A 21400-nucleotide genomic window follows, 5' to 3' on the forward strand; every position below is an offset into this window, starting at 1 on the left:
TCATGGAAGCATTCACCACGCACACCGGCCGGGCCGTTCCGCTGCGCCGCTCCAACGTCGACACCGACCAGATCATCCCTGCTCACTGGCTCAAGAAGGTGACCCGGGACGGTTTCGAGGACGGGCTGTTCGAGGCCTGGCGCAAGGACGAGAAATTCATCCTCAACCAGCCCGAGCGCAAGGGCGCGACCGTTCTGGTCGCCGGTCCCGACTTCGGCACCGGATCCTCCCGTGAGCACGCGGTCTGGGCCCTGCAGAACTACGGCTTCAAGGCCGTCATCTCCTCCCGCTTCGCCGACATCTTCCGCGGTAACTCGCTCAAGAACGGCCTGCTCACGGTGGTTCTGGAGCAGAAGATCGTGGATGCGCTGTGGGAGCTCACCGAGGAGAACCCCGAGGCCGAGATCACCGTCGACCTGGAGAACCGCGAGGTGCGCGCAGAGGGTGTCACCGCCTCCTTCGAGCTGGACGAGAACTCCCGCTGGCGGCTGCTGAACGGCCTGGACGACATCTCCATCACCCTCCAGAACGAGGCGGACATCGCCGCCTACGAGGCCAAGCGGCCGTCGTACAAGCCGCAGACGCTCCAGTCGTGACCCCGGCCGGCCTCCGGAGCAACTGAACAGGTCGAGTTTCGGCCACCAAAACACCCCGCCGTACCCCCGATCAGCCCGATCGGGGGTACAGCCGTTTCTGCACCCGAACGGTCCCGCGCACGTCAGCAGGGGGCCGTCAACTTCCCACGTTAGGACGGTTGTTGTCGGGGTAGGCGAGTGATGTAGCCGCGGCTTCCGCCGGTGCCCGGACGGCCGTTTGAGGCGGCAGTTGCACCCTGAGCAGGCGACAACTCGCCCCAGATGGCACAATCTGTGCATGGAACACGACGGCCAACTCGAGCTCTATGCGGCGGTCGCGGACCAACTCAAGGAAGCGCACACAAGAGTGCGCGCACTGCAAGTCCCGGAGGGCGTACGGATGGCGCTGACCCGGAAGCTGCTGGTCATTACGGCCGTGGCCAAGCACGATCTCGCCGATGCGGCAAGGCGTCTGGAGGCGTTCTCGGCGGACCTCGACGCGGGTCGACTCCCCGACGAGGAACGCTGATCGCTCCAGAGACAGTCGAGTCCGTTGCGGCACAAGGGTGATAAGCCCGTTTCGTGTTTGATTTGCGGTATATATCTGCCTAACGTGCGAAAAAGCTTGAACACTTTCGTTCTGGCAATGTCTCCGAAGGGGAAGACGTGAACAAGGCGCAGCTCGTAGAAGCGATTGCCGACAAGCTGGGCGGTCGCCAGCAGGCCGCCGACGCTGTCGACGCGGTCCTGGACGCCATCGTCCGCGCGACCGTCGCGGGTGACCGGGTCTCGGTCACCGGCTTCGGTTCGTTCGAGAAGGTCGACCGACCGGCGCGTTACGCCCGCAACCCCCAGACGGGCGAGCGGGTTCGGGTCAAGAAGACCTCCGTGCCGCGGTTCCGCGCGGGCCAGGGCTTCAAGGACCTGGTGAGCGGTTCGAAGAAGCTCCCGCGGGGCGGCGAGGTCGCCGTCAAGAAGGCGCCCAAGGGCAGCCTGACCGGCGGTGCCGCGGCCACGGTCAAGAAGGCGGCCGCGAAGAAGACGACCGCCAAGAAGGTCACGGCCAAGAAGGTCACGGCCAAGAAGACCACGGCCGCCGCGAAGAAGACCACGGCGAAGAAGGCGCCCACCAAGAAGACCACGGCCGCCGCCAAGAAGACCACCGCGAAGAAGGCCGCCACCGCCAAGAAGACGACGGCCAAGAAGGCCCCGGCGAAGAAGGCGACCGCCAAGAAGGCCCCGGCCAAGAAGTCGACGGCCCGCAAGACCACCGCCAAGAAGACCACCGCCCGCAAGAGGTAGAGGCGCAGGGCTACTCACGCGCCGGGCCGGACTCCCCAGGGAGTCCGGCCCGCGGCGCGTTTCAGGGGGCCTACAGGGTCTGGAGCGTGACGAGGGTGATGCGGGGCCCGTCCTTCGGCCCCTCCACCTCGATGCGTACGCGCTGTCCGGGCCGCAACAGGCGCAGACCGCCCGCGTCGAACGCCGCCGCGTCGAAGGGCACGGGGGTGCCGTCGTCCAGGAGCACCTGGCCGCTCCGGGTGTCCGGGTCGTACGTGTATGCGGTTGCCTGCATAGGGTCAGCGTACGCGGAGGAGCCGCAAGTCGATACAGCCCCGCGCTCCTTGGGTTGCTACAGTCCCGCACTCAGCAAGCGTGCCGCTGCCGCCGCTGTGCGTGGGCCCACACCCAGTGCCAGCGCCGCCCGCAGGTCGTCGCCGGTGTCCACGTCCTGGCGTACTGAATCGACCTCGGTGAGGCAGAGTTCCGCGGCACCCGCGGCTCGGTGTCGGGCTCGGGAATCCATGCCGAATGCCGGGTGCAATTGCTGTCCCGGAGCCGCTGTCAGCAGGGTCGTGCCGATTGTGGCCGCGTCCGGCAGGAAAGCGCGGGGGAATTCGGCCGCCAAGTCCAGGACACGGGCCAATTCAGCAGACCGCAGTGCCGGAAGATCCGCGTTCAAGGCCGCTACGGCGGAATCGGGACGCGATGCGCGTACAACCGCCTCTCCGTGCGCCACGGCCGCGTTCAGGCCGGCCCCCGGCTCGTCCGGGGCGATCCGGGCGCCCAGTGCCGCCAGCTCCCGGCCGGCCAGGGCGTCGTCCGTGACGACTACCACATCCCGCACCGCCGCGCTGGCCAGCGCCGCCGCCACGGTGTCCTGCGCGAAGGCCAGGGCGAGGGCCGGGCGCAGCCCGTCGGCCGCGGTGTCCGAGAGCCTGCTCTTGGCCCGCGCCAGAGGCTTCAGGGGTATGACCAAGGTCCACTGCACGGGCGTTCGTACCTCTCTTGTCACGGCCATTGTCACCCGGCTTTCACATGGGCCATCTGGCGGTCCGGTCCGTGGGGCGTACGGTGTTCTCGACAGACGGTCGGCCTGGGGCGACACTTGTGCGGCCCCCCAGGCCCTAGAGGAAGGTGTCCGCGTGCCCCGCCGCAGAATCGGCTTCTGGTATCGCTTGGCAGCGGTGATCGCCAAACCACCGCTGGTGGTACTGATCAAGCGGGACTGGCGCGGAATGGAGCACATTCCGGCCCACGGCGGATTTATCACCGTGGTGAACCACAATTCGCACATCGATCCCTTCGCCTACGCGCATTTTCAGTACAACACCGGGCGCGTTCCGCGATTCCTCGCGAAGAGCGGACTTTTCAAGAAGGGATTCGTCGGTGCCTTCATGCGCGGCACCGGGCAGATCCCCGTCTACCGCGAGACCACGGACGCGCTCAGCGCCTTCCGGGCCGCGATCGACGCCGTGGACCGTGGTGAATGCGTCGCCTTCTACCCCGAGGGCACCATCACCCGGGATCCCGCCCAGTGGCCGATGACCGGCAAGACCGGTGCCGCGCGCGTGGCCCTGCAGACCAAGTGCCCGGTGATCCCGGTCGCGCAGTGGGGCGCCAACGGACTGCTGCCGCCGTACGCGAAGAAGCTCAATGTCCTTCCCCGCAAGACCTCGCGCGTCCTCGCGGGCCCCGCCGTGGACCTGTCGCGCTTCTACGACAAGGAGATGACCCCGGACCTCCTGAAGGAGGCGACCGAGGTCATCATGGCTGCCATCACCCGCCAGCTGGAGGAGCTCCGCGGCGAGAAGGCGCCCGTGACGCCCTACGATCCGCGCCAGGAGCGGATCGAACAGCGACGTCGGAGTCAGGCGCAGACCGGGCACGAGGAGGAGAGCGCCAAGTGAGCAAGCCCGTCAAGGCGGCCGTCTTCGGGACCGGATCGTGGGGCACCGCCTTCGGCATGGTGCTCGCCGACGCGGGGTGCGAGGTCACCCTGTGGGGGCGGCGCCCGGAACTCGCCGAAGCGGTCAACTCCACACGTACGAACCCCGACTACCTCCCCGGTGTCGAACTCCCGGAGAACCTGCGGGCCACCACCGACGCCGCCGAGGCGGCGCACGGCGCCGACTTCACCGTCCTCGCGATCCCCTCGCAGACGCTGCGCGGCAACCTCGCCGAGTGGACCCCGCTGCTCGCCCCCGACACCGTCCTCGTCTCGCTGATGAAGGGCGTCGAACTCGGCTCCGCGATGCGGATGAGCGAGGTCATCGAGGACGTCGCCAAGGTCGGCCCGAACCGGGTCGCCGTGGTCACCGGACCCAACCTCGCCCGGGAGATCGCCGCGCGGATGCCGGCCGCCGCCGTGGTCGCCTGCACCGACGAGTCCGTCGCCCAGCGTCTCCAGGCCGCCTGCCACACGCCGTACTTCAGGCCGTACACCGAGACCGACGTGGTCGGTTGCGAGCTCGGCGGGGCCGTGAAGAACGTCATCGGGCTCGCCGTCGGCATCGCGGACGGCATGGGGCTCGGCGACAACGCCAAGGGCTCGCTCATCACCCGCGGCCTCGCGGAGACCGCGCGGCTCGGAGTCGCCCTCGGCGCCGATCCGATGACCTTCGCCGGACTCGCGGGCCTCGGCGACCTGGTGGCCACCTGCTCCTCGCCGCTGTCCCGCAACCACACCTTCGGCACCAACCTCGGCAAGGGCATGACCCTTCAGGAGACCATCGCGGTCACCAAGCAGACCGCCGAGGGCGTCAAGTCCTGTGAGTCCGTGCTGGATCTGGCCCGCCGGCACGGCGTCGACATGCCGATCACCGAGACCGTCGTCGGCATCGTGCACGAGGGCAAGCCTCCGGTGGTCGCCCTCAAGGAGCTGATGTCGCGCAGCGCGAAGCCCGAACGACGCTGAGCGACGCAGGGTCGGCGGCGCTGTATCAGGGCACTACCAACGGGTACTCTCAACGCGATATGAGCACCGAGAACCTCCCCCAGAGCCCTCAGCAGCCGCCTCGCAAGCCGCGCGTGGCCGTCGTGTTCGGCGGCCGCAGCTCCGAGCACGGGATCTCCGTGGTCACCGCGGGCGCGGTACTGAAGGCCATCGACCGGACCATGTACGACGTCCTGCCGATCGGCATCACGCAGGACGGCCGCTGGGCGCTCACCGCCGACGAACCGGAGCGCATGGCGATCACCGACCGCCGCACGCCGAGCGTCGCGGAGCTCGCCGAGTCGACCGAGGGCGGCGTGGTGCTCCCCGTCGACCCCGCGAACCGCGAAGTCGTCTACAGCGAGCCGGGATCGGTGCCCAAGGCGCTCGGTGAGGTCGATGTCGTCTTCCCCGTCCTGCACGGCCCCTACGGCGAGGACGGCACCCTCCAGGGACTCCTGGAGCTCTCCGGCGTCCCCTACGTGGGCTCGGGTGTGCTCGCCTCGGCCGTCGGCCAGGACAAGGAGTACATGAAGCGGGTGTTCACCTCCTTCGGGCTCAAGGTCGGCCCGTACGTGGTGATCCGGCCCCGTGAGTGGGAGCAGGACGAGTCGGCCGCGCGCAGGAAGATCGTCGACTTCGCCGGCGAGCACGGCTGGCCGCTCTTCGTGAAGCCCGCGCGCGCGGGTTCGTCGATCGGCATCACCAAGGTCGAGGATCTGGCGGGACTGGACGAGGCCGTCGCCGAGGCCCAGCGGCACGACCCGAAGATCCTCGTCGAGGCCGCTCTGCGCGGCCGTGAGATCGAGTGCGGCGTCCTGGAGTTCGAGGACGGTCCGCGCGCGTCGGTGCCCGCGGAGATCCCGCCGCCGGACGCGCACGCGTACTACGACTTCGAGGCCAAGTACATCGACTCGACCCCGGGGATCGTGCCGGCGCCGCTGACGCCCGAGGAGACCGCGGAGGTCCAGCGCCTGGCCGTGGACGCCTTCGAGGCGGCCTCCTGCGAGGGCCTGGTGCGGGCGGACTTCTTCCTCACGGAGGACGGCGAGTTCGTGATCAACGAGATCAACACGATGCCCGGATTCACGCCGATCTCGATGTACCCGCAGATGTGGCAGGCGAGCGGGATCAGCTATCCGGAACTGGTGGACCGGCTGATCCAGGCGGCACTGCGCAGGTCGACCGGACTTCGGTGACCTCCTAGTCGGCGATCCCTTCGGGGATCGCCTTCTTCACGGCCGACGCCAGATCGATCAGTACGGCCGAACTGTCCACGCCCTCCGGCACGGTCACCTCGACGTACGCCTCGCGATTGGCGCAGGTGAAGCGGTACGCCCCGCCGTCACCCTTCTCCATCAGCCAGTCGACGCCGTTCACCCCGCCGGGCACCGCGTCGGCGTCGTGCCCCTCCGCGACCTTCGGATCGATCATCTTCGGCGGCTGGGGCACACCGCAGCGCAGTATGATCTCCGGGTTTCCCCAGCCCGCGGTCAGCGTGGAGGCGGGTGAGGGATCACGGCGGCTCTGTCCGGCCACCTTCGCCGGCAGTGTCTTGTCCAGGTTCCGGCACAGGCCGGAGGCCTTCGCGCCCGGCGAGGGAACCGCCGCCGACCCGCTGTCGTCTGCTGATGAGCAGCCCGCGACGGTGATCGACAGGACGAATGCGGGCAGACCGATGAGCCGGTGACGCAATGAGTTCACCGGCCAAGGGTAGACGGGGGCTACAGATGGACGACCGGGCAGGTCAAGGTGCGGGTGATGCCGTCCACTTGCTGGACCTTGGCGACCACCATGCGGCCGAGGTCGTCCACGGTGTCGGCCTGCGCGCGCACGATCACGTCATACGGTCCTGTCACGTCCTCGGCCTGGATGACTCCAGGGATCTTGCTGATCGTCTCGGCGACGGTCGACGCCTTGCCGACCTCCGTCTGGATCAGGATGTACGCCTGTACCACGGAACCTCCAGGGCGGCCACGAGGATCATGTGGGGAAAAGGAACGCCACGGTATCGCGTCGTAGCTCGTCGCGGGGAGACCCGCGGGGGCCGGGGTCCCGCGCCGGGGTGCAGGCACGACAGTGGTTGGCGGTCACCTTGACCGTATCGAGGACAGTAGAGACACGCGACTGGGAACGCACAGGTACAGAAGGGGCGTAAGGGCAATGAAGGGCACTGTTGGTGAGCTCGGGGAGTTCGGGCTCATCAGGGAGCTCACCTCCCGTCTCACCACCACCCCGGCGGTCCGGGTCGGACCCGGCGACGACGCCGCGGTGGTCGCCGCGCCCGACCGCAGGGTCGTGGCGAGCACCGACATCCTCCTCGAGGGACGGCACTTCCGCCGCGACTGGTCCACCGCCTACGACGTGGGCCGCAAGGCCGCCGCTCAGAACCTGGCGGACATCGCGGCCATGGGCGCCGTACCGACCGCCCTGCTGCTCGGTCTGGTCGTCCCGGCCGAGCTCCCGGTGACCTGGCCGACCGAGCTGATGGACGGCCTGCGCGACGAGTGCCAGGTGGCCGGCGCCTCCGTGGTCGGCGGCGATGTCGTACGCGGCGACACGATCATGGTGTCGATCACCGCGCTCGGCGATCTGCGCAACCAGGAGCCCGTCACCCGGGCCGGCGCACAGCCCGGGGACCTCGTCGCCGTGACCGGCTGGCTCGGCTGGTCCGCGGCCGGGTACGCGGTGCTGTCCCGTGGTTTCCGCTCGCCGCGGGCCTTCGTGGAGGCGCACCGGCGACCGGAGCCGCCGTATCACGCGGGCCCCGCGGCGGCCGGGCTCGGGGCCACGGCCATGTGCGACGTGAGCGACGGGCTGATCGCCGACCTCGGGCACATCGCCGAGGCCAGCAAGGTCCGGATCGACATTCGCTCCGGCGCGATCGACATCCCGTCCCAGATGAACGACATCGGGCAGGCCGTCGGAGTCGATCCGATGCAGTGGGTGCTGACCGGCGGAGAGGACCACGCGATCGTGGCGACCTTCCCGCCGGATGTGAAGCTGCCCGCCCGCTGGAAGGTCATCGGCGAGGTCCTCAACCCCTCGGCGCTGCCCCAGGTGACGGTCGACGGGGCGCCGTGGACCAGCAAGGGCGGCTGGGACCACTTCGGGGACATCGAGTCGTGAGCGCGCCTTCTCGGGTTCTCACGGTCGCGGGCTCCGACTCCGGTGGCGGGGCGGGGATCCAGGCCGATCTGAAGACGATGCTGGCGCTCGGCGTGCACGGCATGAGCGTGATCACCGCGGTCACCGCGCAGAACTCGCTGGGTGTGCAGGGCGCTTGGCCGCTGCCCGTGGAGGCGGTGCGGGCGCAGTACCGCAGCGTCGTCGACGACATCGGCGTCCAGGCCGTGAAGACCGGCATGCTGGCCTCCGCCGAACTCGTCGAGGCGGTGGCCGAGTTGCTCGGCGGCACGGACGCGCCGGCGGTCGTCGACCCGGTGGGCGTGTCCAAGCACGGGGACTCGCTGCTGACCGCGTCCGCACTGGACTCCGTACGCACCAAGCTGCTGCCGGTGGCCACCGTCGCCACCCCGAACCTGGACGAAGTGGCCCAACTCACAGGCGTCCACGTCGAGTCCGAGGACGATCTGCGCCGGGCCGCGGCGGCCGTGCTGGCGTACGGGCCGCGCTGGGTCGTGATCAAGGGCGGCCATCTCGCGGGCGACGCCGTGGATCTGCTCACCGACGGCTCCGAGGAGCACTGGCTGCGCGCGCCGCGGCACGACAACCGGCACACCCACGGCACGGGCTGCACGCTGGCGTCCGCCATCGCCTCGGAGCTGGCGAAGGGGCGACCGGTGCCGGAGGCGGTGACCACGGCGAAGGAGTACGTCACCGGTGCCATCGCGGCCGGGTTCGCGCTCGGCGGGGGGATCGGACCCGTGGATCACGGGTGGGCGCTCAGAAGGCGTTGAGGCATGCAAAAAGCCGGTTCACTCGAAGGTGAACCGGCTCAGTGCAGCGAACCAGCTGTGGCCGCGCGCTTAGCTGTGCGTCAGCGCGAGACCTTGCCGGCCTTGATGCACGAGGTGCAAGCGTTCACGCGCTTCGGCGTCCCGCCCACCACGGTACGGACGCGCTGGATGTTCGGGTTCCAGCGACGGGGCGTACGGCGGTGCGAGTGCGAGATGTTGTTGCCGAAGCCCGGCCCCTTGCCGCAGACGTCGCAGTTGGCAGCCACGGGTCACTCCAAAGACTTCAGATGCACTTACGGTTGATCCCGGCAGGCCGGGATCAAGATCGCAGGATCAGAGATCTGAGTGGCGTTGCCAGGGGAATGGCCCGATCTGGATCGGGCAACCGGAGCAGCATACAACGACTGCGCCAGTAGAACGAAACTACCATGGCTGCTCAGGGGCCTGCTCCCGGCCCTCTTCCGGCGGGCACGGCCCCTGGGTCTACGCTGCGTCCACGTCCAGCAGCTCAGGGAGGCGCAGGTGGCGCAGGTGCCGCAGACATTCTTCGATGCTCTCGCGGTACGCACCTGGTGCGGCCTCGCGCTGGAGGCGCTCGGGCGCGCGCGCGAGGAGATCGACGCGATCAACGTCTACCCCGTGGCCGACGGGGACACCGGCACGAACCTGTATCTGACGGTGGAGTCGGCGGCCGCGGCCGTCGACGCGGTGTTCATCGGGCACGAGGCGGGCTCCGAGGGCTCCGCGCCGTCCCTGGCCGACGCCGTGCGCGCGATGGCCCACGGCGCGCTCATAGGGGCGCGCGGCAACTCCGGCACGATCCTGGCGCAGCTGCTGCGCGGCATGGCCCAGGTGCTGGCCGCCGACGGTGACACGGCGCATGCCGACGCGGGCGGGCTCCGGCTCGCCCTGCGGCACGCCGCCGACTCCGCCCGCCAGGCCGTGGCCCACCCGGTCGAGGGCACCGTCCTCACCGTCGCCTCGGCCGCCGCCGACGCCGCCATAGGGGCCGAGGGCGACTGCAAGGCCGTCGCGCGGGCCGCCTACGAAGGGGCGCGCGCCGCCCTCGCCGCGACCCCGCACCAGCTCGCCGTGCTGGAACGCGCGGGGGTGGTGGACGCCGGCGGGCAGGGTCTCGTCACCGTCCTCGCGGCACTGGTGGAGACGTTCACGGGGGAGAAGCCGGTGGTCACGGCGAGCCACGCGCGCGTGCCCGTCGACAGTCCCGGTGAGTGCGTGTCCCTGGAGGAGGGCGGGCCCGCCTTCGAGGTGATCTACCTCCTGGAGGCCGAGGACGCGGCCGTCACCCGACTGAGGGAGCGGCTCGACACCCTCGGGGACTCGCTGGTCGTGGTCGGCGGCGAAGGGCTGTGGAACGTCCATGTGCACGTCGACGACGCCGGCGCCGCCGTGGAGGCGGGCGTCGAGGCCGGACGGCCGTACCGGATCCGGATCACCCACTTCGGCGTCGGTGACGTGCACACCACCGGAGGTGAGCGGCCGCCCCGGGAGCGGGCCCAGCGCGCCGTCGTGGCCGTCGTGCCCGGTCCGGGCCTGGCCGGTCTGTACACCGAGGCCGGCGCGACCACCGTGCTCGCGCGCCCCGGGGAGCCGCCCGCGAGCGGGGAGCTGGTGGAGGCCGTACGACGGGCCCACGCGCGAGAGATCGTGCTGCTGCCCAACGACGCGGAGTTGCGGCACACCGCGGCGGCCGCCGCCGAGCAGGCCCGCGCCGAGGGCATCCGGGTGGCGCTGATCCCCACCCGGTCCGCGGTCCAGGGGATCGCCGCGCTCGCCGTGCACGAGCCGGAGCGGCGCTTCGACGAGGACGTCGTGTCGATGACCTCGGCGGCCGGCGCCACCCGCTACGCCGAGGTCGCCCTCGCCGAACGCCAGTCCTGGACCATGGCCGGCATCTGCCAGGCCGGCGATGTGCTCGGCCTCATCGACGGCGACGTCGCCGTCATCGGCGCGGACGTCACGGCCACCGCCGAGACCGTCCTGGACCGTATGCTCGCGGCCGGCGGCGAGCTGGTCACCCTCGTCCTCGGCGACGAGGCACCCGACGGGATCGCCGGGCACCTCGAAGCGCGCGTACGGGAGTCCTACCTGGCCGTCGACACGGTCGTGTACCGGGGCGGGCGGCAGGGAGCGCTGCTGCTCATCGGCGTCGAGTAGGGCTCAGCCCTCCTCCACGACATCGAGCAGCTGTTCCGCCTCCGCCCGCCGTTCCCGCGCCACCCCGTCGTCCTCGCCGACGCCCTCGTACGCCGCCAGCACCGCACGCGCGCGTGCCGCCGCATCCGTCGGCCGGCCCAGGTCCGCGGCGAGCCAGCCCGCCGCGAGCTCGGCGCCGGTGCGGGCGTGGCGGCCGTGGTCCCCGAGCCCCGCGAACACGTTCACCGCCTCCGTCATCCGGGACAGCGCGGCCTCCAGAGCGGCCTGGATGGAGTCGTCCTCGTCGTCCTCGGCCGCGGACCGGGCGAGCAGATCGCCGAACTGGCGGTGCGTGTGGCCGAGCTCGGCGGTGAGCCGGGCGCACGCCTCCTCGTCGGGCGCCGCGTCCAGCGCCTCCGCGCACTCCCGTACCGCGGCCGCCATCAACTCCCGCGCCCGGTCCGCGCCCTCCTCGGAGCGCAGCGCGAGCCACGCGCGGGCGCGCAGGGAACGGACGAGACCATGGGTGTTGCCGAGTTCGCGCCACAGGTCGCCCGCGCGCGTGTAGGCCCGGTCCGCCTCCTCGTGCAGCCCCGCCTGACCGAGCGACTCGGCGGCGAGGTGGGCGAGCGTGGCGTGGTCGTGCTGTTCGGGCCAGTGCCGGGCGATGTCGGCCGCCTGCAGGCGCCGCTCGGCGGCCTCCCGGTGCTCGCCGAGCTCGCTCAGACAGTCGCCGAGCCACCACTGCGTCTGGACGACCGCGCCGTCGCCGTGCGTCTCGGGGGTCAGGTCGGGCAGCGCCGACTCCAGCACCTCGGCGGCCTCCGCCCAGCGCCCCTGCCTCAGCAGGAACCCGCCGAGCTGATGCCGCGCCCAGGCGCCGAGCGTGGGGCCCTCGCCCGCCTCGTCGGCCCAGTGCGCCGCCTCCAGGGCGTGTTCGGCGGCCTCCTCCGACAGACCCCGGCCGCCGAGGACCTCGGCGAGCTGGAGATGCAGCTGTGCCCGGCCCGGCGCCTCCAGGTGCGGTCCGCCGTGTTCCAGGGCCGCCCGCAGCGCCCGCTCGGCCTCCGCCGTGTCGCCGAGATGGTGGGCGAGTCCGGCGAGCCGGGCCTCGTACTCCACCGCGAACCAGGGGAGCCCGGCCCCGACGAACGCCGCCGCGGCCCGCGCGAACAGCCCGGCGGCCGCTTCCACGTCCCCGGACAGCGCCGCCAGCTCGGCGAGCATCGCCTGCGCCTCGGCGGCCCGTGCGGCGAGCCGTACGTCGTCCCCGGCGCGCCCGTCCACGAGCGCGAGGATCTCCCGGGTGGCCGCCTCGGCGGCGCCGACGATCGCGGGGTCCACCGGCTCGTCGGCCTCGTGCACCCGGCGCATGAACACCCGCGCGCGGCCCATCAGCACGGACGCCGTCTGCCGCAGACCTGTTCCGTCCTCGGCGTACAGGGCCAGGATCCGGTCGTAGGGCTCGGTGACCTCCGCGAGCGCCTCCTGAAGACGGCCGGTGAGCGCGCGTACGTACGCCGCACGCATGCGTGCCGCCAGCGACTCGCCCGGGTCGCCCGCCTCGGCGTACAGCTCGGCGGCCCGCTCGAACAGCTCGACGCCGTCGGGGCCGAGGTCCATCGCCCGGTGGTCGATGATCTCCGCGCGGTCGCGTACGTCAAGTTCGACGCCCTCGGCGGCCCGTGCCACCGCCGCCCACGCCTCCACGGCGTGCGGCTGCAAGGTGGCCGACAGCCGCCGGGCCTCGGCCAGCAGCGTCGGCAGTTCGGCCTCCACGGGCTCATCCTGCGCCGGAACCTCCGGCACCGGAACAGCGACGGAGGCCACTGTGGAACGCGCCGAGCGCACCCCGAGCGGCAGCCGCTCCACCAGCGGTTCCTGCGCCATACGCGCGCGTGCCAGATCGCTGACGTGAGAGGTGCCGTTGCGCCGGTCGAACCGTCCGGCCAGTTCCAGCGCCTGCGCACGCGCGTGTGCGGCGAGTTCGTGTGCCGTCCAGGCCCGGCCCGGTGGCCCCGGCACCCGCTGCTCATCGAGCCCGAGACCGGTCAGCCGCTCCATGAGCAGCGTCACCACGGTCAGGAACTCCAGCCTGCTGCGCGGATGTCCGGTGTCGGTGAAGTACGCGGGCCGCTCCGCGAGCAGTTCCAGGCCACGCGCCTCGTTGCCGGTCAGCGCGCAGAACTCCACGTGGTCCGCGTAGGCGCCGCGCATGCTCTCCATGGGCCGTACCAGACGGAAGCCGCGCAGATGGTGGGCGCGCGCCTCCTCCACGCGGTCCAGCCGCAGCAGGGGCACGAGCGAGGAGGCGAGCGCGGTGTGCGGCTCGTGGGCGCAGGCGAACTCGCCCTCCAGGACCGGCGCCCACAGCTCCAGCGCCCGCTCGTCCCGGCCGCGCTCCGACTGCCACCAGCCCTGCCCGTGCAGTTCGCAGGCGTGGCAGTCGGCCATGCTGTCCCGGTCGGCGGCCAGCCAGGCGGCGTACGCCCGCTCGGCCCGCTGCACGTCCCCGATGTGCGAGGCCACATTGAACTCGGCGCTGCGCACGGCCCGTTCGGAGTGGCCGGCGAGCCGGTAGCGGTGCTCCATCTCGCCGAGCCACTTCTCTATGGACGACAGCGGGACGTGCGGCTGGTCGAGCATGCCGGCCGTCATCCACTTGAAGACCCAGTGCAGCGAATGGGCCTCGTACTCGTCGAAGTCCTCGGGCCGCTCGTCCCACATGCGCAGCAGCCGCGCGAACGGGACGAACATCTTGTCCTTCTCGGAGCTGTAGTTGTAGACCTTCAGCTGGTGCCCGAGCGCCTCGATCACCGCGAGAGGGACGTTCAGTTTCTCGGCCTCGGCGAGCAGATGCTCCGCGCGCGCGTTGCGGGCCGGACCCTCCGGCTCCTCGGAGTTCTCCGCCATCGCCCGGCGCAGTGCGTCGAAGTCCGTGATCCCGGTCATCAGCGACCCTCCTCGCCGTTCGTGGCCCACTCCAGCAGGCCCATGAAGGCCCGGTTCAGCAGCGCCGAGTCCGCGGGCCTGAGCGGCCGCTGCGCCATCAGCAGAGCCTGTCCGTACAGCGACTCGGTGGCGGTGCCGATCAGTTCGGCGTCGCCCAGGGAACTGATCCGGCGGATCAGCGGGTTGAGGTGGTTGAGCACAAGACGCGCGCGTGGCGCGCTGCCGCGCAGCGAGCCGAGTATGCCCGCCCACAGATCGTCGGCCTGCTCCTCGGCCTCGGCCCGCGCCTGCTCGTGCCGGGACGCGCGGTCGTCCAGGTGCAGCGCGGGCACGGACAGCGGGTGGAAGGCCCTGAGGACCACATCGCAGCCCAAGGGGTCGAGCTTGGCCCGCGCCGCCGCCAGGAAGCCGGACAGCGCCAGCTCCTCGGCCGGGTCGACCGCGTCCAGATGGGCGGTCACGGTGTCCGCGTCCAGCTCGGCGACCACCGTCCCCGGCCGCACCGACGGCAGCGCCTCGACGAGCTCGCTGTCGTACGTGTAACCGCCGTTGATCACCCCGACGCCCTGCGCCGAGGCGATCGGGGCGACCTGCCGGTACTCCTCGACGGTCCGCGTGAAGTGCACCACCGGGTGCCGCTGCGCGAACTCCTCCAGGGACAGCCGCCCGTCGGTCGTCTCGAAGGGCAGCCACGGCAGCATCGTGCGCAGCATCTCCTTGTCGTGCCGCGCCAGGGACTTCACGCCCAGGTAGTGCACCGACAGGAAGGCCGCCAGCCGTTCCGGATCACCCGCCGCGAGCCCGGTCAGCCAGGACCGAATCCTTTCGCCGAGCGCTTCCCGTACGGCGGCCAGCGTCTCGTCCTCGTACAGCGACTCCCGCGAGGCCGTGGGCCGCAGGCTGTCGGTGTCCAGGACACAGCGCACGAAGAACGCCCAGTCGGGCAGCAGCTGTTCGGCCCGCTCGGTCAGCAACATGCCCTTGAGATGGACGCGATGACCGGCGCGCTGGGCCGGGCTGACCGCCGACGGCAGCACGTACGCCACCCCGCGGATCCCCGCCAGCGGAACGTTCAGGTCGATCGAGTCCAGCGGAGTGAACCCGAACAGCTCATGACAGTGCCGGGCCAGCGCCACCCTGCGGTTGGCGGGCGAGGGGTAGGCACGGTCCCAGGGCGCCGGCAGGTCGGTGACCTCGTCCTCGCCCACGCGCACGTCGTACGGCAGCAGCGAGCCGAAGTCCCGCGCCAGCGCGAGCACCCGCTCCCTCGCCAGCCACTCCCCGGCACCGGCCCGCGCCACCAGATGCACGGTGGTGCCCGGCTCGGGCCGCTCGGCGTCCGGCAGCGTCCGCACGGTGTACGAACCGTCGTCCGTCGCCGTCCACTCCACCGGAGGCGCTCCCGGCGTACGGGCGCTGCGGCTGACCACCCGGATCCGCTCGGCGACCACGAAACAGGCCAGCAACCCGATGCCGAACTGGCCCAGGAAGTCGGAGCGGGCCGCCTGAAGCCCGTCCGCCCGCTTCGAGCTGCGGCCGATCGTCGCCAGCAGACTGTGCACATCGGACTCGGTCAGCCCGATACCGGAGTCCTCCACCCGCAGCCCACCGCCGTCCGCGTCGACGTACAGCCGCACCCGCGCCGGGGCATCGGGCTGCTCGGCCCGCCGGGCGGTGATGGCGTCCACGGCGTTCTGCAACAGCTCGCGCAGATAGACCTTCGGACTGGAGTAGAGGTGATGGGAGAGCAGGTCCACCAGACCGCGCAGGTCGACCTGGAACGTATGAGGTGACTGGGATGCCTGGGATGACTGTGAGGTCTGGGAGTCCATCGTCGCTGCGCCGGTGGGGGGAGGGCATAGGCGCGGGGTCGGGCGGTCCGTGTGAGGCGGTGACCGCGAAGGATGGCCGGAGGCGCGTCATCCTAAGGCCCGGACCACCCGTCTGACCAGGGGTTTCCTCAGACGTATACGGGCCTTGCGGTGGAAAGTCTACGGCATTGTCAGTGCCGTGGTGTGCAATGGATCTCGTGCCCGCACTGCAAGAACCCCTCCAGCAGCCACTGAAGTCGGTGCTCGGCCCCGCCACCGCGAAGGTGATGGCCGAGCATCTCGGCCTGCACACCGTCGGCGACCTCCTGCACCACTACCCGCGCAGATACGAGGAGCGCGGCCAGCTCACCCACCTCGCCGACCTCCCCATGGACGAGCACGTCACGGTGGTTGCCCAGGTCGCCGACGCCCGGCTGCACACCTTCGCCTCCGCCAAGGCCCCGCGCGGCAAGGGCCAGCGCCTTGAGGTGACCATCACCGACGGCAGCGGCCGACTCCAACTGGTCTTCTTCGGCAACGGCGTTCACAAGCCCCACAAGGAGCTCCTGCCGGGCACACGCGCGATGTTCGCGGGCAAGGTCTCCGTCTTCAACCGCCGCCTCCAGCTCGCCCACCCGGCGTACGAGCTGCTGCGCGGCGACGGCGACGAGACGGTCGAGACCTGGGCCGGCGCCCTGATCCCGATCTACCCCGCCACCGCCAAACTGGAGTCCTGGAAGATCGGCAAGGCGATCCAGACGGTGCTGCCGACGGCCCAGGACGCCGTTGATCCCCTCCCCGACGGCCTCCGGGAGGGCCGCGGCCTCCTCCCGCTCCCCGAGGCCCTGCTGAAGATCCACCGACCGCACACCAAGGCAGACATCACGGACGCCCGCTCCCGCCTCAAGTGGGACGAGGCCTTCGTCCTCCAGGTGGCCCTGGCCCGCCGCCGCCACGCCGACGCCCAACTCCCCGCGGTGGCCCGGAAACCCAAGCCGGACGGCCTGCTCACGGCCTTCGACGACCGCCTTCCCTTCACCCTCACCGAAGGTCAGCAACGAGTAACCAAGGAAATCTTCGACGACCTGGCGACAGAGCACCCGATGCACCGGCTGCTCCAGGGCGAGGTCGGTTCGGGGAAGGCTCAGCCTCTTGACTCGCTCGTGCTCACACCCGCCGGTTTCCGTCGCATGGGGGACTTGAGGGTGGGGGACGAGATCGTCGTGCCAGACGGTGAGATCGCTCTGATCGATGGCGTCTTCCCGCAAGGAGAGCGCGAGGTCTGGCGCCTGGTTCTGTCGGACGGAAGCTCGGTCGAGTGTGACGACGAGCATCTCTGGATCGTTGGGACGAGCCGCGGATGGCATCGAGGCCAGGCTCCCAAGGTCATGACGACTCGGGAGATTCGCCTGGACACGCTCGAGGCCAACGGGTCCTCGAAGTGGTACCTCCCCGCGGCCGCGCCGGTTGATCTTGGAGACGACTCCGGGCTCCCCCTGGATCCCTACCTGTTCGGCCTCCTGCTGGGAGTTGGGTCCTTCCGGCACAACCTGCGTCTGCCCGCCATCGACGACGAGATCCGTGATGCCGTGGCGGCTGCCGTGGCGCCGGATTGCCGTCTCGTTCCGGTGAGGGGATCCCGCGGCGACCACACGATTCAGCTGACTCGCCGCGCAGGAGGCGCTCGCCATCCGGTGATCGAGGCCTTGCGGGACCTGCGGCTCTGGGGCATGACGTCGCGCGGCACATTCATTCCCGAGGCGTTCAAGAACACATCGATCAAGAACCGTCTCGCTCTGCTGCAAGGGCTCATGGACACCGACGGCACCGTCCAGATGGACGGCCTCGCCGTCTCGCTCTGCTCGGCGTCGGAAAGGCTCGCGGAGGACGTCGCCTGGCTGGTGCGGTCGCTGGGCGGCCAGGCACGCATCCTGCCGAAGCGAGCGGCATTCGACGTATCGGTTTCCCTGCCCGAAGAGTACGCCCCGTTCAGGCTCACTCGGAAGGTCCAAAGGGTGCGTCCCCGCCCGAAATACAACACGCTCCGACGGGGGATCCGCGCGGTCGAGTACGTGGGCCGCAAGCCGGTTCAGTGCATCAGCGTCGCTCACCCGAGCCATGCCTACGTCACCGACAACTTCACCGTGACCCACAACACCATGGTGGCCCTGCGCGCCATGCTCGCCGTCGTCGACGCGGGCGGCCAGGCCGCGATGCTCGCCCCCACCGAGGTGCTCGCCCAGCAACACCACCGCTCCGTCGTCGAAATGATGGGCGAGCTTGCCGAGGGCGGGATGCTGGGCGGGGCGGAGCAGGCCACCAAGGTGGTCCTGCTGACCGGCTCCATGGGAGCCGCCGCCCGCCGCCAGGCACTGCTCGACCTGGTCACCGGCGAGGCCGGCATCGTCATCGGCACCCACGCACTGATCGAGGACAAGGTGCAGTTCCACGACCTCGGGCTGGTGGTCGTCGACGAACAGCACCGCTTCGGCGTCGAGCAGCGGGACGCCCTGCGCGGCAAGGGCAAGCAGCCCCCGCACCTCCTCGTCATGACGGCCACCCCGATCCCGCGCACGGTCGCCATGACCGTCTTCGGCGACCTGGAGACCTCGGTCCTCGACCAGCTCCCGGCCGGCCGCTCCCCGATCGCCAGCCATGTCGTACCGGCCGCCGACAAGCCCCACTTCCTCACGCGCGCGTGGGAGCGCGTGCGCGAGGAAGTGGAGAACGGCCACCAGGCGTACGTCGTCTGCCCCCGCATCGGCGACGAGGAAGTGGACCCGAAGAAGAAGTCCGCCGAGGACGAGGCCGAGAAGCGCCCGCCGCTCGCCGTCCTCGACGTGGCGGACCAGCTGGCCAAGGGCCCCCTCGGCGGCCTCAAGGTGGAGGTCCTGCACGGCCGTATGCACCCCGACGACAAGGACGCGGTGATGCGTCGCTTCGCCGCCGGGGAGACCGACGTCCTGGTCGCCACCACCGTCATCGAGGTCGGCGTCAACGTCCCCAACGCCACCGCCATGGTGATCATGGACGCCGACCGCTTCGGCGTCTCCCAGCTCCACCAGCTGCGCGGCCGCGTCGGCCGAGGCTCAGCGCCCGGCCTCTGTCTCCTGGTCACCGAGATGCCCGAGGCGAGCGCGGCCCGCCAGCGCCTGAACGCCGTGGCCTCCACCCTCGACGGCTTCGAACTCTCCCGCATCGACCTCGAACAGCGCCGCGAGGGCGACGTCCTCGGCCAGGCCCAGTCCGGCGCCCGCACCTCGCTGAAGGTGCTGGCGGTCATCGAGGACGAGGAGATCATCGCGGAGGCAAGGGAGGAGGCAACGGCGGTGGTGGAGGCGGACCCGGAGCTGACCCACCTCCCAGGCCTGAGGACGGCCCTGGACGCACTTTTGGACGAGGAAAGGGAGCAGTACTTGGAAAAGGGGTGAACTGGAAGCGCCCCGACAGGGGCGGGGGCTGTATCGATATGCGGCTCCGCCGCGCGGGCGCGAGCGACCACGACGGATCTGCTGCCACACTTAATCCATAACCACCCCCTACCAAGGACCGAAGATGACCCGCGTGATCGCCGGCGCAGCCGGCGGACGTCGCCTGGCAGTCCCGCCGGGGACCGGCACCCGCCCCACCTCCGACCGCGCACGCGAAGGTCTCTTCTCCACCTGGCAGTCCCTCCTCGGCGGCCCCCTGGCGGGGGAGAGGGTCCTCGACCTGTACGCCGGTTCAGGAGCCGTCGGCCTGGAGGCACTCTCCCGCGGCGCCGGCCACACGCTCCTCGTGGAGGCCGACGCCCGAGCCGCCCGCGTGGTCCGCGAGAACGTCAGGAATCTCGGCCTCCCCGGCGCCGAGGTGAGGTCGGGCAAAGCCGAACAGATCATCCAGACCCCGGCACCGACCGAGCCGTACGACATCGTCTTCCTCGACCCGCCGTACAGAGTCACAGATCACGATCTTCGCGAGATTCTGCTCACACTCCGCTCAGGGGGCTGGCTCGCGCCGGAGGCACTCGTCACCGTGGAGCGCAGCACCAGAGGTGGCGAATTCCGGTGGCCGGACGGTTTCGAAGCGATTCGGGCCCGTCGTTACGGCGAGGGAACGTTTTGGTACGGTCGCGCCGCCTCCACGTGCGAAGACGCACGATGACCGGACCCGAGAGCGAGGGATCAGCAGTGCGCCGCGCCGTCTGTCCCGGGTCGTTCGACCCGATCACCAACGGACACCTCGACATCATTTCCCGCGCCTCCAGGCTGTATGACGAGGTCTACGTCGCCGTCATGATCAACAAGGCCAAGAAGGGCCTGTTCGAGGTCGACGAGCGACTCGACCTCATCCGCCAGGTCACGGCGGAGTACGGGAACGTCCGGGTCGAGGCCTTCCACGGCCTCCTCGTCGACTTCTGCAAGCAGCGCGACATCCCCGCCATCGTCAAGGGTCTGCGGGCGGTCAGCGACTTCGACTACGAGCTTCAGATGGCCCAGATGAACAACGGCCTCTCGGGCGTCGAGACCCTCTTCGTGCCGACCAACCCCACCTACAGCTTCCTGTCCTCCTCGCTGGTCAAGGAGGTCGCGACCTGGGGCGGCGATGTCTCGCACCTGGTCCCGCCCGCCGTGCTGGAAGCCCTGAACGAGCGTCTGCGCAAGGACTGATGGGGCTACAGTCGTCCCGTCCGTCTCCATCACAGCTGTAGAGAGTGGCGAGCACACGGTGGACGTGCAGAAGAAGCTCGACGAGATCGTCGCGGCGGTCTCCAGTGCCCGGTCGATGCCGATGTCGGCCTCGTGCGTGGTCAACCGCGCCGAGCTGCTCTCGCTGCTCGAAGAGGTGCGCCAGGCCCTGCCCGGCTCCCTCGCGCAGGCCCAGGAGCTGATCGGCGACCGCGAGCAGATGGTCGAGCAGGCCCGTCAGGAGGCCGAGCGGATCATCCGTACCGCGCACGCCGAGCGCGGCTCGCTGATCTCCGACACGGAGGTCGCCCGCCGCTCCCAGGCCGAGGCCGACCGGATCCTCACCGAGGCCCGCAAGGAGGCCGAGGACATCCGCGCCGAGGCCGACGACTACGTCGACTCCAAGCTCGCCAACTTCGAGGTCGTCCTCACCAAGACCCTCGGCTCGGTCGGCCGCGGCCGCGAGAAGCTGCTCGGCACCGGCCCCGGCGTCGACGAGCAGGGCTACGAGGACGAGGACGCCCCCGAGCGCAGCCACGACCCGGAGACCCTGCGCCGTACCGCCGACGAGTACGTCGACGTCAAGCTCGGCGCCTTCGAGGCGGTCCTCGCCAAGACCCTGGAGGCCGTCGGCCGCGGCCGCCAGAAGCTGCACGGCCGGATCGCCACGGACGACCTCGGCGCCCTCGCCGACGACATGAGCACCGTCCAGCACTCCAGCGACGCCGACTACCTCGCCGACCTCGCGGCCCTGGCCGAGCAGGACGCCCCGGCCCCGCAGCAGCCCGAGCAGCCGGACTACGCTCCGCAGCAGCCGACGTACGACACCTACGGCGGCTACCAGCAGCCGGCGTACGCCCAGCAGGACCCGTACGGCTACCAGCAGGCCGATCCCTATGCCTACCAGGGCTACGACGCCCAGCAGGCCGCCTACGACCCGCACCAGATGCCCCAGCAGGCCCAGCAGCCCCAGCAGGGCTACGCCCTCGACGAGACCAGCCTCTTCGACACCAGCATGATCAGCGCGGAGCAGCTGCGGGCGTACGAGCAGGGCCGCGGCCAGGGCTGAGCCGCGGGCGGTGGCCGGGGAAGCACACCGGAT

The 21400-nt window shown here is 70.6% G+C and carries 20 protein-coding genes; 13 read left to right on the plus strand and 7 right to left on the minus strand.

Annotation, left to right across the window (positions count from 1 at the left end; all coding sequences use genetic code 11):
- Positions 1–2 precede the first annotated feature (2 nt).
- The 3 genes from leuD to H4N64_RS15575 all read left to right on the plus strand — a co-directional run bounded on the left by leuD (position 3) and on the right by H4N64_RS15575 (position 1877).
- Positions 3–596 (plus strand): 3-isopropylmalate dehydratase small subunit, encoded by a 594-nt coding sequence (gene leuD / locus H4N64_RS15565; RefSeq protein ID WP_186282895.1) that lies wholly within the window; start codon positions 3–5, stop codon positions 594–596.
- Positions 597–873: 277 nt separating this feature from the next.
- Positions 874–1104 carry an SCO5555 family protein gene (locus H4N64_RS15570; protein WP_186282896.1) on the plus strand — a complete coding sequence of 77 codons (231 nt, stop codon included), beginning with the start codon at positions 874–876 and terminating at the stop codon, positions 1102–1104.
- Positions 1105–1241: 137 nt separating this feature from the next.
- Positions 1242–1877 carry an HU family DNA-binding protein gene (locus H4N64_RS15575; RefSeq protein ID WP_186282897.1) on the plus strand — a complete coding sequence of 212 codons (636 nt, stop codon included), beginning with the start codon at positions 1242–1244 and terminating at the stop codon, positions 1875–1877.
- Between the two features lie 70 nt (positions 1878–1947).
- Here the strand turns inward: H4N64_RS15575 and H4N64_RS15580 are convergent, their stop codons facing one another.
- Both H4N64_RS15580 and cofC read right to left on the minus strand, forming a co-directional pair.
- The gene (locus H4N64_RS15580; protein WP_186282898.1) at positions 1948–2151 is read right to left on the minus strand and encodes a cold-shock protein; all 204 of its coding nucleotides are present in this window, start codon (positions 2149–2151) and stop codon (positions 1948–1950) included.
- Positions 2152–2208: 57 nt separating this feature from the next.
- Positions 2209–2847 carry a 2-phospho-L-lactate guanylyltransferase gene (gene cofC, locus H4N64_RS15585; protein WP_186282899.1) on the minus strand — a complete coding sequence of 213 codons (639 nt, stop codon included), beginning with the start codon at positions 2845–2847 and terminating at the stop codon, positions 2209–2211.
- A 154-nt stretch (positions 2848–3001) separates the two neighbouring features.
- On the opposite strand from cofC, the gene H4N64_RS15590 reads away from it, so the two are divergent.
- The 3 genes from H4N64_RS15590 to H4N64_RS15600 are packed head-to-tail and all read left to right on the plus strand — an operon-like array spanning position 3002 to position 5990.
- Positions 3002–3766 (plus strand): 1-acyl-sn-glycerol-3-phosphate acyltransferase, encoded by a 765-nt coding sequence (locus tag H4N64_RS15590; protein ID WP_186282900.1) that lies wholly within the window; start codon positions 3002–3004, stop codon positions 3764–3766.
- Positions 3763–4773 (plus strand): NAD(P)H-dependent glycerol-3-phosphate dehydrogenase, encoded by a 1011-nt coding sequence (locus H4N64_RS15595; protein ID WP_186282901.1) that lies wholly within the window; start codon positions 3763–3765, stop codon positions 4771–4773. Before H4N64_RS15590 ends, H4N64_RS15595 begins: the two co-directional genes overlap by 4 nt.
- Before the next feature lie 59 nt (positions 4774–4832).
- Entirely contained in the window at positions 4833–5990 is a 1158-nt protein-coding gene (locus H4N64_RS15600; RefSeq protein WP_186282902.1) for a D-alanine--D-alanine ligase family protein, read from the plus strand.
- Positions 5991–5994: 4 nt separating this feature from the next.
- Here H4N64_RS15600 and H4N64_RS15605 read toward each other — a convergent pair whose 3' ends face one another.
- Positions 5995–6495, minus strand: coding sequence for a DUF3515 family protein (locus H4N64_RS15605; RefSeq protein WP_186282903.1), 501 nt, complete (start codon positions 6493–6495; stop codon positions 5995–5997).
- A gap of 20 nt (positions 6496–6515) precedes the next feature.
- Positions 6516–6749 carry an Lrp/AsnC family transcriptional regulator gene (locus H4N64_RS15610; protein ID WP_003997603.1) on the minus strand — a complete coding sequence of 78 codons (234 nt, stop codon included), beginning with the start codon at positions 6747–6749 and terminating at the stop codon, positions 6516–6518.
- A gap of 205 nt (positions 6750–6954) precedes the next feature.
- On the opposite strand from H4N64_RS15610, the gene H4N64_RS15615 reads away from it, so the two are divergent.
- Positions 6955–7920: a thiamine-phosphate kinase gene (locus tag H4N64_RS15615; protein WP_186282904.1), complete on the plus strand. Its 966-nt coding sequence runs from the start codon at positions 6955–6957 to the stop codon at positions 7918–7920.
- Positions 7917–8711 carry a bifunctional hydroxymethylpyrimidine kinase/phosphomethylpyrimidine kinase gene (thiD, locus tag H4N64_RS15620; protein WP_186282905.1) on the plus strand — a complete coding sequence of 265 codons (795 nt, stop codon included), beginning with the start codon at positions 7917–7919 and terminating at the stop codon, positions 8709–8711. The genes H4N64_RS15615 and thiD overlap by 4 nt, the downstream gene beginning before the upstream one ends.
- A gap of 80 nt (positions 8712–8791) precedes the next feature.
- Here thiD and rpmB read toward each other — a convergent pair whose 3' ends face one another.
- Entirely contained in the window at positions 8792–8977 is a 186-nt protein-coding gene (gene rpmB, locus H4N64_RS15625; protein ID WP_004924906.1) for a 50S ribosomal protein L28, read from the minus strand.
- 256 nt (positions 8978–9233) lie between these two features.
- Between rpmB and H4N64_RS15630 the strand changes: the two genes are divergently transcribed.
- Complete coding sequence (locus tag H4N64_RS15630) at positions 9234–10889, plus strand: DAK2 domain-containing protein (RefSeq protein WP_186282906.1); 1656 nt, start codon at positions 9234–9236, stop codon at positions 10887–10889.
- A 3-nt stretch (positions 10890–10892) separates the two neighbouring features.
- On the opposite strand, the gene H4N64_RS15635 is transcribed toward H4N64_RS15630, so the two are convergent.
- Both H4N64_RS15635 and H4N64_RS15640 read right to left on the minus strand, forming a co-directional pair.
- On the minus strand, positions 10893–13820 hold the full coding sequence (locus H4N64_RS15635) for a tetratricopeptide repeat protein (RefSeq protein WP_186282907.1): 2928 nt from the start codon (positions 13818–13820) through the stop codon (positions 10893–10895).
- Positions 13820–15652, minus strand: a complete 1833-nt coding sequence (locus H4N64_RS15640; RefSeq protein ID WP_186282908.1) for an HSP90 family protein — start codon at positions 15650–15652, stop codon at positions 13820–13822. The genes H4N64_RS15635 and H4N64_RS15640 overlap by 1 nt, the downstream gene beginning before the upstream one ends.
- 188 nt (positions 15653–15840) lie before the next feature.
- Here H4N64_RS15640 and H4N64_RS15645 point away from each other — a divergent pair, with 188 nt between their 5' ends.
- The 4 genes from H4N64_RS15645 to H4N64_RS15660 all read left to right on the plus strand — a co-directional run bounded on the left by H4N64_RS15645 (position 15841) and on the right by H4N64_RS15660 (position 21367).
- Positions 15841–19062 (plus strand): helicase-related protein, encoded by a 3222-nt coding sequence (locus H4N64_RS15645; RefSeq protein WP_186282909.1) that lies wholly within the window; start codon positions 15841–15843, stop codon positions 19060–19062.
- 124 nt (positions 19063–19186) lie between these two features.
- Entirely contained in the window at positions 19187–19774 is a 588-nt protein-coding gene (gene rsmD / locus H4N64_RS15650; protein ID WP_186282910.1) for a 16S rRNA (guanine(966)-N(2))-methyltransferase RsmD, read from the plus strand.
- 26 nt (positions 19775–19800) lie between these two features.
- Complete coding sequence (coaD, locus tag H4N64_RS15655; RefSeq protein WP_336246710.1) at positions 19801–20280, plus strand: pantetheine-phosphate adenylyltransferase; 480 nt, start codon at positions 19801–19803, stop codon at positions 20278–20280.
- A gap of 58 nt (positions 20281–20338) precedes the next feature.
- Positions 20339–21367: an ATP synthase subunit B family protein gene (locus H4N64_RS15660; RefSeq protein ID WP_186282912.1), complete on the plus strand. Its 1029-nt coding sequence runs from the start codon at positions 20339–20341 to the stop codon at positions 21365–21367.
- Positions 21368–21400 lie beyond the last annotated feature (33 nt).

Source organism: Streptomyces cupreus (genome assembly GCF_014257025.1).
GTDB classification, from domain to species: Bacteria; Actinomycetota; Actinomycetes; order Streptomycetales; family Streptomycetaceae; genus Streptomyces; species Streptomyces cupreus.

What these genes read in the sequence shown, in the direction of transcription:
- leuD (WP_186282895.1), top strand. Translation starts at nt 3, where the DNA reads ATGGAAGCATTCACCACGCACACCGGCCGGGCCGTTCCGCTGCGCCGC.
- H4N64_RS15570 (WP_186282896.1), top strand. Translation starts at nt 874, where the DNA reads ATGGAACACGACGGCCAACTCGAGCTCTATGCGGCGGTCGCGGACCAA.
- H4N64_RS15580 (WP_186282898.1), bottom strand. Translation starts at nt 2,151, where the DNA reads ATGCAGGCAACCGCATACACGTACGACCCGGACACCCGGAGCGGCCAG.
- H4N64_RS15600 (WP_186282902.1), top strand. Translation starts at nt 4,833, where the DNA reads ATGAGCACCGAGAACCTCCCCCAGAGCCCTCAGCAGCCGCCTCGCAAG.
- H4N64_RS15615 (WP_186282904.1), top strand. Translation starts at nt 6,955, where the DNA reads ATGAAGGGCACTGTTGGTGAGCTCGGGGAGTTCGGGCTCATCAGGGAG.
- H4N64_RS15635 (WP_186282907.1), bottom strand. Translation starts at nt 13,820, where the DNA reads ATGACCGGGATCACGGACTTCGACGCACTGCGCCGGGCGATGGCGGAG.
- H4N64_RS15640 (WP_186282908.1), bottom strand. Translation starts at nt 15,652, where the DNA reads ATGGACTCCCAGACCTCACAGTCATCCCAGGCATCCCAGTCACCTCAT.
- H4N64_RS15645 (WP_186282909.1), top strand. Translation starts at nt 15,841, where the DNA reads ATGGATCTCGTGCCCGCACTGCAAGAACCCCTCCAGCAGCCACTGAAG.
- rsmD (WP_186282910.1), top strand. Translation starts at nt 19,187, where the DNA reads ATGACCCGCGTGATCGCCGGCGCAGCCGGCGGACGTCGCCTGGCAGTC.